The 12,249-nt window shown below is 56.2% G+C and carries 10 protein-coding genes; 7 read left to right on the top strand and 3 right to left on the bottom strand.

The features are described 5' to 3' along the window. Positions 1–32: 32 nt before the first annotated feature. The 6 genes from ABLV78_RS19245 to ABLV78_RS19220 all read left to right on the top strand — a co-directional run bounded on the left by ABLV78_RS19245 (position 33) and on the right by ABLV78_RS19220 (position 6,300). Positions 33–365, top strand: coding sequence for a YbaB/EbfC family nucleoid-associated protein (locus tag ABLV78_RS19245; protein ID WP_008805448.1), 333 nt, complete (start codon positions 33–35; stop codon positions 363–365). Beyond that, positions 365–970, top strand: a complete 606-nt coding sequence (gene recR / locus ABLV78_RS19240) for a recombination mediator RecR (protein ID WP_015367906.1) — start codon at positions 365–367, stop codon at positions 968–970. The genes ABLV78_RS19245 and recR overlap by 1 nt, the downstream gene beginning before the upstream one ends. 114 nt (positions 971–1,084) lie before the next feature. Then, entirely contained in the window at positions 1,085–2,959 is a 1,875-nt protein-coding gene (gene htpG, locus ABLV78_RS19235; protein WP_045393519.1) for a molecular chaperone HtpG, read from the top strand. Positions 2,960–3,196: 237 nt separating this feature from the next. After that, on the top strand, positions 3,197–3,841 hold the full coding sequence (gene adk / locus ABLV78_RS19230) for an adenylate kinase (protein ID WP_015367904.1): 645 nt from the start codon (positions 3,197–3,199) through the stop codon (positions 3,839–3,841). A gap of 128 nt (positions 3,842–3,969) precedes the next feature. Beyond that, the gene (hemH, locus tag ABLV78_RS19225) at positions 3,970–4,932 is read left to right on the top strand and encodes a ferrochelatase (RefSeq protein ID WP_047049499.1); all 963 of its coding nucleotides are present in this window, start codon (positions 3,970–3,972) and stop codon (positions 4,930–4,932) included. A gap of 63 nt (positions 4,933–4,995) precedes the next feature. Next, complete coding sequence (locus tag ABLV78_RS19220; protein WP_015367902.1) at positions 4,996–6,300, top strand: inosine/guanosine kinase; 1,305 nt, start codon at positions 4,996–4,998, stop codon at positions 6,298–6,300. Positions 6,301–6,339: 39 nt separating this feature from the next. On the opposite strand, the gene ybaL is transcribed toward ABLV78_RS19220, so the two are convergent. Beyond that, positions 6,340–8,016, bottom strand: a complete 1,677-nt coding sequence (ybaL, locus tag ABLV78_RS19215; protein ID WP_015367901.1) for a YbaL family putative K(+) efflux transporter — start codon at positions 8,014–8,016, stop codon at positions 6,340–6,342. A 235-nt stretch (positions 8,017–8,251) separates the two neighbouring features. After that, positions 8,252–9,472: an MFS transporter gene (locus tag ABLV78_RS19210; protein ID WP_045393513.1), complete on the bottom strand. Its 1,221-nt coding sequence runs from the start codon at positions 9,470–9,472 to the stop codon at positions 8,252–8,254. Positions 9,473–9,841: 369 nt separating this feature from the next. Between ABLV78_RS19210 and ushA the strand changes: the two genes are divergently transcribed. Then, entirely contained in the window at positions 9,842–11,494 is a 1,653-nt protein-coding gene (ushA, locus tag ABLV78_RS19205; RefSeq protein ID WP_045393510.1) for a bifunctional UDP-sugar hydrolase/5'-nucleotidase UshA, read from the top strand. An 88-nt stretch (positions 11,495–11,582) separates the two neighbouring features. Here ushA and ybaK read toward each other — a convergent pair whose 3' ends face one another. Then, a complete protein-coding gene (ybaK, locus tag ABLV78_RS19200) occupies positions 11,583–12,062 on the bottom strand; it encodes a Cys-tRNA(Pro)/Cys-tRNA(Cys) deacylase YbaK (protein ID WP_015367897.1) in 480 nt (159 codons plus the stop codon). Positions 12,063–12,249: the final 187 nt, after the last annotated feature.

The following is a 12,249-nucleotide window of genomic DNA, read 5'->3' as shown; positions in this document are numbered from 1 at the left end:
ACCTTAACGATGACTTACTGAGAGAGAAGCCTATGTTTGGTGGAAAAGGCGGCCTGGGTAACCTGATGAAACAGGCCCAGCAGATGCAAGACAAAATGCAGAAAATGCAGGAAGAGATCGCGCAGCTGGAAGTGACCGGTGAGTCCGGCGCGGGTCTGGTAAAAGTGACCATCAACGGCGCGCACAACTGCCGTCGCGTGGAAATCGACCCAAGCCTGCTGGAAGACGACAAAGAGATGCTGGAAGATCTGGTGGCTGCCGCGTTCAATGATGCCGCGCGCCGCATTGAAGAGACCCAGAAAGAAAAAATGGCCTCCGTTTCTGCCGGCATGCAGCTGCCGCCAGGCTTCAAGATGCCGTTCTGATGCAAACCAGCCCGCTGTTAACTCAGCTTATGGAAGCGCTGCGCTGTCTGCCGGGCGTTGGCCCGAAGTCGGCGCAGCGCATGGCGTTTACGCTACTGCAGCGCGATCGCAGCGGCGGTATGCGTCTGGCGCAGGCGCTGACGCGCGCGATGTCGGAAATCGGCCACTGCGCCGATTGCCGCACCTTCACCGAGCAGGAGGTGTGCAATATTTGCAGCAATCCGCGTCGTCAGGAAAACGGTCAGATCTGCGTGGTGGAGAGTCCGGCGGACATTTACGCCATTGAGCAGACCGGGCAGTATTCCGGCCGCTACTTCGTGCTGATGGGCCACCTGTCGCCGCTTGACGGTATCGGGCCGGATGACATCGGGCTCGATCGCCTCGAACAGCGTCTTGAAGCGGAGTCGATAAGCGAGCTGATCCTCGCCACCAACCCAACCGTTGAAGGCGAGGCGACGGCCAACTACATCGCTGAGCTCTGCGCGCAGTATGGCGTTGACGCCAGCCGCATCGCCCACGGCGTACCGGTTGGCGGGGAGCTGGAAATGGTCGACGGCACCACGCTGTCGCACTCTCTCGCAGGCCGCCACAAGATTATTTTCTGAACAAATGGAGGCTGCGTTCGCCGCCTCCGCTTGAAAAATCCCACCTCTATCCCCATCTCCTCCCCAACACGTTATTTCCATTAATAATAAATGGCATTGTTGAGGTCGACTTACATGAAAGGACAAGAAACCCGTGGTTTCCAGTCAGAAGTGAAACAGCTTCTGCACCTGATGATCCATTCTCTTTATTCCAACAAAGAAATCTTCCTGCGCGAGCTCATTTCTAACGCCTCGGATGCGGCGGATAAGCTGCGTTTCCGCGCGCTGTCCCAGCCGGATCTGTATGAAGGTGACGGCGAGCTGCGCGTACGCGTATCGTTTGATAAAGACAACCGCACGCTGACCATCGCCGATAACGGTATTGGTATGAACCGCGATGAGGTTATTGACCATCTCGGCACCATCGCCAAATCCGGCACCAAGGCGTTCCTCGAATCGATGGGCTCCGATCAGGCGAAAGACAGCCAGCTGATCGGCCAGTTCGGCGTCGGCTTCTATTCGGCCTTTATCGTTGCCGACAAAGTCACCGTGCGCACCCGCGCCGCGGGCGACAAGCCGGAGAACGGCGTGTTCTGGGAATCCGCTGGCGAAGGCGAATATACCGTTGCCGATATCACCAAAGCCGATCGTGGAACTGAAATTACGCTGCATCTGCGTGAAGGCGAAGACGACTTCCTCAACGACTGGCGCGTGCGCTCGATCATCAGCAAATATTCTGATCATATCGCGCTGCCGGTTGAGATTGAAAAACGCGAAGAAGTGGACGGCGAAACCGTTATTTCGTGGGAGAAAATCAACAAGGCGCAGGCGCTGTGGACCCGCAGCAAGTCTGAAGTCAGCGATGACGAATACAAAGAATTCTATAAGCATATTGCCCATGATTTCAGCGATCCGCTGACCTGGAGCCACAACCGCGTCGAAGGTAAGCAGGAGTATACCAGCCTGCTGTATATTCCGTCGCAGGCGCCATGGGATATGTGGAACCGCGATCATAAGCACGGCCTGAAGCTGTACGTGCAGCGCGTCTTCATCATGGATGACGCCGAGCAGTTTATGCCGAACTACCTGCGTTTCGTGCGCGGCCTGATAGACTCCAACGACCTGCCGCTGAACGTGTCGCGTGAAATCCTGCAGGATAGCAACGTCACCCGCAACCTGCGTACCGCGCTGACCAAACGCGTGCTGCAGATGCTCGAAAAACTGGCGAAAGACGACGCCGAAAAATATCAGACCTTCTGGAAACAGTTCGGCCTGGTGCTGAAAGAAGGCCCGGCGGAAGATGCCTCCAACCAGCAAGCCATTGCTAAGCTGCTGCGCTTCGCCACTACTCATACCGATTCTTCCGCGCAGACCGTGTCGCTGGAAGAGTACGTCTCGCGCATGAAAGAAGGGCAGGAGAAGATCTACTACATCACTGCCGACAGCTATGCGGCGGCGAAGAGCAGCCCGCATCTCGAGCTGCTGCGTAAGAAAGGTATCGAAGTTCTGCTGCTGTCCGATCGCATTGACGAGTGGATGATGAGCTACCTGACCGAGTTCGACGGTAAAGCGTTCCAGTCGGTCGCTAAAGCCGACGAGTCGCTGGAGAAACTGGCGGACGAAGTTGACGAATCCGCCAAAGAAGCTGAAAAAGCGCTGGAGCCGTTCGTTGAGCGCGTGAAAGGCCTACTGGGCGAGCGCGTGAAAGAGGTGCGTCTGACGCATCGTCTGACCGACACTCCGGCGATTGTCACCACCGATGCCGACGAAATGAGCACCCAGATGGCGAAGCTGTTCGCCGCTGCCGGTCAGGCGGCGCCGGAAGTGAAATACATCTTCGAGCTGAACCCGGCGCATCCACTGGTCAAACGCGCCGCCGATACCCAGGACGACGCGCAGTTTGGCGAGTGGGTTGAGCTGCTGCTGGATCAGGCGCTGCTGGCGGAACGCGGCACGCTGGAGGATCCTAACCAGTTCATCCGTCGTATGAACCAGCTGCTGGCGTCCTAAGCTTTACCCTCACCCTAACCCTCTCCCTAAAGGGAGAGGGGACAGCTCGCAGCTGGGGGGCTTTTCTCCCTCTCCCTGCGGGAGAGGGCCGGGGTGAGGGCCTTAATCTTCCCCAACCGTAAAATATCTCACCATTAACCGTTTCAGCCGCACCGCCTTCCTTGAGCCATGGCCGTTCTGGTGGTATGGTTTAGCGTTTTTTGAAAAATTGAAACGACATTTGAGGGGATTTTCGTAATGCGTATTATTCTGCTTGGCGCTCCGGGCGCGGGTAAAGGAACTCAGGCTCAGTTCATCATGGAGAAATACGGTATTCCGCAAATCTCCACCGGCGACATGCTGCGCGCCGCGGTAAAATCCGGCTCCGAGCTCGGTAAACAAGCGAAAGACATTATGGATGCCGGCAAACTGGTGACCGATGAGCTGGTCATCGCGCTGGTGAAAGAGCGTATCGCCCAGGAAGATTGCCGTAACGGTTTCCTGCTGGACGGCTTCCCGCGCACTATCCCGCAGGCTGACGCTATGAAAGAAGCCGGCATCGCCGTTGACTACGTTCTGGAGTTCGCGGTACCGGACGAACTGATCGTCGATCGTATCGTGGGCCGCCGCGTACACGCCGCTTCCGGCCGCGTCTATCACATCAAATTCAACCCGCCGAAGGTTGAAGGTAAAGACGACGTGACCGGCGAAGAGCTGACCACCCGTAAAGACGATCAGGAAGAAACCGTACGCAAGCGTCTGGTGGAATACCATCAGATGACTGCGCCGCTGATCGGCTACTATCAGAAAGAAGCGCAGGCGGGTAACACCCAGTACGCGAAAGTCGACGGCACTAAAGCGGTGGCTGACGTGCGCGCCGATCTGGAAAAAATCCTCGGCTAATTAAGCCCTTTCTCATCCTGCTGCGGCAGGATGAGAACACCTCTCATTTCTACCTTTTGCTATGATTGGTTCCGTTTAACGCCATTTACGCTACAATTGTCAGCGATTCAAATGGTTAAGAGGCGGTAATGCATCAGACGAAAACAGGTATTTTGCTAGCCAATTTAGGCACTCCCGATGCGCCCACGCCCGATGCGGTGAAGCGCTATCTGCGACAATTTCTTAGCGACAAACGGGTAGTGGATACGCCTCGTCTGCTGTGGTGGCCGCTGCTGCGCGGCATCATACTGCCGATTCGCGCTCCCCGCGTGGCGAAGCTCTATCAGTCCGTATGGATGGCGGAAGGCTCGCCGTTGATGGTGTATAGCCGTCAGCAGCAGCAGGCGCTGGCGGCCAGATTACCGGATGTCCCGGTGGCCCTGGGGATGAGCTACGGCACGCCGTCACTGGCAAGCGCTGTCGATGAGCTACTGGCCCAGGATGTTGACCATATCGTGGTATTGCCGCTGTATCCGCAATATTCGTGTTCTACCGTGGCGGCGGTATGGGATGAGCTGGCGCGGATCCTCGCGAAAAAGCGCGCTATTCCGGGCGTTTCGTTTATCCGCGACTATGCCGATAACGCTGACTATATCCACGCCCTGGCGGCCAGCGTGCGCGCTTCGTTCGCCGTTCACGGCGAACCGGATGTGCTGCTGCTCTCCTATCACGGTATTCCGCAACGCTACGCCCATGAGGGCGATGATTACCCGCAGCGCTGCCGGGTAACCACTCGCGAGCTGGTCTCAGTGCTCGGGCTGCCGCCGGAGCGGGTGATGATGACCTTCCAGTCGCGCTTTGGCCGCGAACCCTGGTTGACGCCATACACCGACGAAACGCTAAAAATGCTTGGCGAAAAGGGCACACAGCACGTTCAGGTTATCTGTCCGGGCTTCTCCGCTGACTGTCTGGAAACGCTGGAAGAAATCGCGGTGCAGAACCGGGAAATTTTCCTTGAGGCTGGCGGTAAGCAATATGAGTATATTCCGGCGCTTAATGCCGATCCGGCGCATATTGAAATGATGGTGAACCTGACCGCGTCGTATCGCTGATCGCGCGCGTAGCGGGGAATATGCTACTATTCCCCGCTTGTTCCCTGTCATTAAATCGCCACTATGAAATTTCCCGGTAAACGCAAATCTAAACACTATTTCCCCGTTAGCGCTCGCGATCCGCTGCTGCAACAAATTCAGCCAGAAAATGAGTCCAACGTCTCCTGGGTGGTTGGCATCGACCAGACGTTGGTGGATATCGAAGCGAAAGTGGATGAGGCGTTTATCGTACGCTACGGCCTGAGCGCCGGTCATTCGCTGGTGATTGAAGATGATGTCGCTGAAGCGCTGTATCAGGAACTGGTGCGCGACGGCCTGATCACCCATCAATTTGCCGGAGGCACCATTGGCAATACCATGCACAATTATTCGGTGCTGGCGGACGACCGCTCGGTGCTGCTCGGCGTGATGTGCAGCAATATTGAGATCGGCGGCTACGCTTATCGCTACCTGTGCAATACCTCCAGCCGTACCGATCTCAACTACCTGCAGGGCGTCGATGGCGCTATTGGCCGCTGTTTTACGCTGATTAGCGATAGCGGCGAACGTACCTTTGCCATCAGCCCTGGCCACATGAACAAGCTGCGTCCGGAAAGCATTCCGGAAGAGGTGATTGCCGGCGCTTCCGCGCTGGTGCTGACCTCCTACCTGGTGCGCTGTAAACCGGGCGAGCCGATGCCGGACGCGACGATGAAAGCCATTGAGTATGCCAAAAAGCATGATGTGCCGGTGGTGCTGACGCTGGGCACGAAATACGTGATTGCCGACAACCCGCAATGGTGGCAGCAGTTCCTCAAGGAACACGTTTCGATTCTGGCGATGAATGAAGAGGAAGCGGAAGCGCTGACCGGTATCGCCGACCCGCTCACCGCGGCGGATAAAGCGCTGGACTGGGTCGACCTGGTGCTGTGCACCGCAGGTCCGGCGGGCCTGTATATGGCGAGCTTCACCGAAGAGGAAGCGAAGCGTAAAACGCAGCATCCGCTCCTGCCGGGGGCGATTGCCGAGTTCAACCAGTATGAATTCAGCCGTGCGATGCGCCACCAGGATTGCGTTAATCCGCTGCGTATCTATTCGCACATCGCGCCTTATATGGGCGGCCCGGAGAAGATCATGAACACCAATGGCGCAGGGGACGGCGCGCTGGCGGCGTTGTTACATGATATCACCGCCAATAACTACCATCGTAATAACGTGCCGAACTCCAGCAAACATAAGTGCAAATGGCTGACCTACTCATCGCTGGCGCAGGTGTGCAAATACGCCAACCGCGTCAGCTATCAGGTGCTGAATCAGCATTCGCCGCGTTTAACCCGCGGCCTGCCGGAGCGGGAAGATAGCCTGGAAGAGGCCTACTGGGACCGTTAATCCCGCGATAAGAGTACGCCCCGCGAGCGGGGCGTCGTATCAACCGGTAACAATCTCGCCAGCCGGCGGCGTTTCCAGCAGACGTAACATCGCCCGCGCGATTTCGCGTTCCCCCATCACCACCTGATTGGCTCCGCGTTCGGTAATATAATCGACCTCATCGTCGTAATGGGCGCGGGCGATAATCTCAATGTTCGGGCATTTTTCCCGCGCTGAGGCGACAATTTCACCGGCTTCATAGCCGTTAGGAATGGTCAGCAGCAGCCAGCGGGCGCAGTCGAGATGCGCCAGATTCATGATTTCTTCGTTGGCGGCATTGCCCAACACGGCGCTGATGCCGCGTTCGCGTAGCTCATCCACGCGGGTGCGGGAGGTTTCAATCACCACCAGCGGGATCCCCTGGGCCATTAGTTTCTCGCCAAGCAGGCTGCCGACGCGGCCAAAGCCGACCAGCAGCGCATGGTTGCAGATATCCACAGGCACCTGTTTTTCGTCTTCCAGCACCTCTTCCAGCGTCTGTTCGTCGAGGGTTTCGGTTTTATCGAGATATTTTTCCAGCAGGGTAAACAGCACCGGGTTGAGCATAATCGAAATTATCGCCCCGGCCAGCACCAGGTTCTGCCCGGCCTGCGGCAGCAGATCCAGCGCCATGCCGAGACCGGCAAGGATAAAGGCGAATTCCCCGATTTGCGCCAGGCTGGCGGCGATGGTCAGGGCGGTACGCGGCGAGTGGCCGAACATACGTACCAGGAAGAAGGCGGCGGCGGATTTACCAAAAATGATAATCGCCAGCGTTGCCAGCACCGCCAGCGGCTGTTCGACCAGAATCATCGGGTCAAACAGCATCCCGACGGAGACGAAGAATAGCACCGCGAAAGCGTCGCGTAGCGGCAGCGTATCGTGAGCGGCGCGGTGGCTGAGTTCGGATTCGTTAAGCACCATCCCGGCGAAGAATGCGCCGAGGGCGAAGGAGACGTCGAACAGCTCAACGGCGCCGAAGGCGATGCCGAGCGCCAGCGCCAGCACCGACAGGGTAAACAGTTCGCGGGAGCCGGTTGCCGCGCTGCGCGACATGATCCACGGCACCAGACGGCGTCCCACCAGCATCATAATGGCGATAAAGGCGACCACTTTACCGATGGTAATGCCCATGTCGAGCGCCAACGACGCCAGCCCGACATCGCCTTTTTCGACCATCCCGGCGATAGCGGGCAGCAGCACCAGCGTCAGTACCATCACTAAATCTTCAACGATCAGCCAGCCGATGGCGATTTGCCCACGCTGGCTATCAATAAGCTGCCGTTCCTCCAGCGCGCGCAGCAGCACCACGGTACTGGCGGTGGAAAGACACAGGCCAAAGACGATGCCGGTCATCAGCGACCAGCCGAGCAGGGAAGAGAGCGCCATCCCGAGCAGCGTCGCCACGGCTATCTGGGCGATGGCGCCGGGAATGGCTATCGACTTTACCGCCATGAGATCTTTCAGCGAAAAGTGCAGCCCGACGCCAAACATCAGCAAGATGACGCCGAGTTCGGCCAGTTCAGGCGCAAGTTTAGTATCAGCAACAAAACCAGGAGTAAATGGACCGGCCAGCACGCCCGCTAATAAATATCCTACCAGTGGTGAAATACGTAGCTTATTGGCAATCATGCCGAGGATAAAGGCGAGCACAAGGCCGCCGACAATGGTGGTGATTAGCGGTGTTGCGTGATGCATTCCGTCTCCTTGCGTGTGGTGAGCCGATCCATTTTCGCTACTTAAAGCAAAAAACCGATTAATAGTTTATGACACTTTTGCTCGTTTTGTTTATGAATAATTATTGAAATTTGCGAAAAATTGGAATTACGGCAGAAAAAAGCACAGACAGGAAAATGGCGGCAGGTCATGGTGAGGTAATGCTGATGAGATAAGGGATTGCGGCGGCCAAACTTTCACTTTGGCCGCCAGATACTCAGGCTTTTTGATGGTTATTAGGCAGGAATATCGTCAGAATGCCGAGAAGCGGCAGGAAAGCACAGATTTTATAGACCAGATCGATGCTGGTATGGTCGGCTAACAACCCCAACACCGCGGCGCCAAGGCCGCCCATGCCAAACGCGAATCCGAAGAACAGGCCGGAAACCATACCGATTCTCCCCGGCAACAGCTCCTGGGCATAGACCAGAATAGCGGAAAAGGCTGATGCGAGGATAAAACCAATTATCACGGTCAGGATCCCGGTCCATTCGAGCGATGCGTACGGTAAAATGAGGGTAAATGGCGCCACGCCGAGGATAGAGCCCCAAATTACATATTTACGACCAATTTTATCGCCAACTGGCCCGCCAATCACCGTTCCTGCGGCCACCGCGAACAGGAAGGCGAACAAGTGAAGCTGGGCGTTTTGCACCGATAATCCGAACTTGTGCATCAGATAAAAGGTGTAATAGCTGCTAATACTCGCCATGTAGAAGTATTTGGAGAAAATCAGCATTAACAGGATGCAGACGGCCAGGATAACCTTGTTACGCGGCAGAGGATTAACGATAACCGGCTTCGGCTTGCCTTTATTCATCCTATGTTGCGCGGCGTACCAGCGGCTGATTTGCGACAGCACGACGATCGCCAGCAGCGCGGCCAGCACGAACCAGGCGACGTTGCCTTTGCCGTAGGGGGCGATAATCACCGCCGCCAGCAGCGGCCCCAGCGAGCTGCCGAAGTTGCCGCCAACCTGGAATAGCGATTGCGCCAGACCGTGACGGCCGCCGGAGGCCATCCGCGCCACGCGCGAGGATTCCGGATGGAAGACCGAAGAGCCGGTGCCGACAAGCGCAGCGGCCAGCAGTACCATGCCGAAGCTACCGGCCAGCGCTAACAGAATTAAGCCGCAGAGGGTGAAACACATCCCTACCGGTAATGACCACGGCATCGAGCGTTTATCGGTGATGTAACCAATCACCGGCTGGAATAGCGATGACGTCAGCTGGAAGGTGAGGGTGATCATGCCGATCTGCACGAAGGTTAACGAGAACTCCGCCTGCAGTAGCGGATAAATCGCCAGGATGAGCGATTGGATCATATCGTTTAGCAGATGGGAGAGGCTGATTGCCCCCAGGATGCCAAATGAGGTGCGCGCTTTTTGCGGCGGCGCGCCGGTACCGGGTAAGGATTGAGCGGATTGGTTGGTTGTCATAGGTTCACTTCAGCGAGTTCTATTTGTTGTAGAGAATGCAGGTTGATACCCTAAATAATTCGAGTTGCAAGAAGGCGGCGACACAGAGAATCCCCAGGAGCTTACTCTAGTAAGTGACTGGGGTGAGCGAGGACAAATTCGTCAGGAACGAATTTGAACGCAGTTCACTGCGCCCGTAAGGGCGAGGCCCAGGGATGGGCCGAGTTATTGCCAACGCACATGCAACTTGAAGTATGACGGGTAGAATTATTATCAGACTAACATACCTGTCCCTAAGGTTTGAAGGAAGTCGCAATTCTGAAAACATATTTGTCAAAGCGGCTGACTCGCTATACTTTCGGCACTTGTTATTAAGTCAGGGAGTGAAACATGCATTATTTAAAACGCGGCGTGGCGCTGGCGTTATTCGCCGCCTTATCGCTGGGCAGCCTGTCAGCGCAGGCCTATGAGCAGGACAAAACCTATAAAATCACCATCCTGCACACCAACGACCACCACGGTCATTTCTGGCGCAACGACTACGGCGAATATGGCCTTGCGGCGCAGAAGACGCTGGTGGACGGTATTCGCAAAGAGGTGGCGGCCGAAGGCGGTAGCGTCCTGCTGCTGTCCGGCGGCGATATCAATACCGGGGTGCCAGAATCCGATTTACAGGATGCTGAACCCGATTTTCGCGGCATGAACCTGATTGGCTACGATGCCATGGCGGTGGGCAACCATGAGTTTGATAACCCGCTCAGCGTGCTGCGCCAGCAGGAGAAGTGGTCGAAGTTCCCGTTCCTGTCGGCCAATATCTATCAGAAAAGCACCGGCGAGCGCCTGTTTAAACCCTGGGCGCTGTTTAAGCGCGGCGGACTGAACATTGCGGTGATTGGCTTAACGACCGACGATACGGCGAAAATCGGCAACCCGGAATATTTCACCGATATCGAATTCCGTAATCCGGCGGCGGAAGCCAAGCTGGTGATTCAGGAACTGCAGCAAAATGAAAAGCCGGACGTGATTCTGGCGACCACCCACATGGGCCACTATGACAACGGTAATCACGGCTCTAACGCGCCGGGAGACGTTGAAATGGCGCGGAGTTTACCAGCGGGATCGCTGGCGATGATCGTCGGCGGCCATTCGCAGGATCCGGTCTGCATGGCGTCGGAGAATAAAAAGCAGGTCGATTATGTCCCCGGTACCCCGTGCGCGCCGGATCGCCAGAATGGCATCTGGATCGTGCAGGCGCACGAGTGGGGGAAATATGTCGGTCGTGCCGATTTTGAATTCCGCAACGGTGAGATGAAGCTGGTGCACTATCAGCTGATCCCGGTCAACCTGAAGAAGAAAGTCACCTGGGATAACGGTCAGAGCGAGCGCGTGTTGTATACGCCGCAGATTGCCGAAAACCCGCAGATGCTCTCGCTGTTAACGCCGTTCCAGAATAAAGGCAAGGCGCAGTTACAGGTGAAAATAGGCAGCGTCAACGGCCATCTTGAAGGCGATCGCAGCAAAGTTCGCTTCGTACAAACCAATATGGGGCGCCTGCTTCTGGCGGCGCAGATGGCGCGCAGCAATGCTGATTTCGCGGTGATGAGCGGCGGCGGTATTCGCGACTCCATCGAAGCGGGTGATATTACCTATAAAGACGTGATGAAAGTGCAGCCGTTCGGCAACGTGCTGACTTACGTCGATATGAGTGGTAAAGAGGTGATTGAGTACCTGACCGCCGTCGCGCAGATGAAGCCGGATTCCGGCGCTTATCCGCAGTTCGCCAACGTCAGTTTCGTTGCCAAAGATGGCAAGCTTAACGATCTGAAAATTAAAGGCGAACCGGTGGATCCGGCGAAAACTTACCGTATGGCGACGCTGAGCTTTAACGCCACCGGCGGTGACGGCTACCCGCACATCGATAATAAACCGGGATACGTAAATACCGGCTTTATCGATGCCGAGGTGCTGAAAGAGTACATCGAGAAGAACTCGCCTCTGGATGCGGCGGCCTACGAGCCAAAAGGCGAGGTCAGCTGGCAGTAAGCCTGGGCTTCAGGTTGGCTATTCATACCGTGGCTACCCGTTGGGTAGCCCGGATAAGGCGCGTGCGCCGCTATCCGGGATAGTGTGCTCAATCGCGGCGGGCGATATCGGCGAACTTCGCGTCCAGAAGCTTCGCCAGATCGCTTGCCGCCAGTTCGATATCGAGCCCGCGTTTACCGCCGGAAATATAGATGGTGGCAAACTCCTGCGCCGGGGCATCAATCACCGTCGGCAGGCGCTTTTTCTGCCCAAGCGGGCTGATGCCGCCGACCAGGTATCCGGTGATCCGCTGCGCGACCATTGGGTCGGCCATATCTACCTTCTTGGCGCCCAGTGCTTTGGCCACTTTCTTCAAATCCAACTGTCCGGCAACCGGGGTGACGGCGACCGCCAGATGTTTCATATCGCCGTTAACGGCCACTAATAGCGTCTTGTAAACCTGATCCGCATTGAGCCCCAGCTTGCGAACCACTTCATCGCCAAAATTGGTCTCTTGAGGATCGTGTTCGTAGCTGTGGATCTGAAAGGTAATTTTGTTTTTTTCGAGTAATTTAACGGCGGGAGTCATAGTAATCCTTCTTACCAACCGACCTAACGTATGACCAGCATACGCGTGAGGGTTGTATAAAAAATAGTACCATCTTGCGCAATAGTATTGGCAGTGATGGTCACTTTGAGCGACAATCAGACGATCCGGGATGTATATCCCGGGATAATAATAATGATGAAATTCCTCTTTGACGGGCCAATAGCAA

Origin of the sequence: Klebsiella sp. CN_Kp075, assembly GCF_040065055.2 — a bacterium.
Taxonomy (GTDB): Bacteria; Pseudomonadota; Gammaproteobacteria; order Enterobacterales; family Enterobacteriaceae; genus Klebsiella; species Klebsiella aerogenes.
Note: the sequence above shows the minus strand (reverse complement) of the source record. Positions and strands in the feature narration are given on the sequence as shown.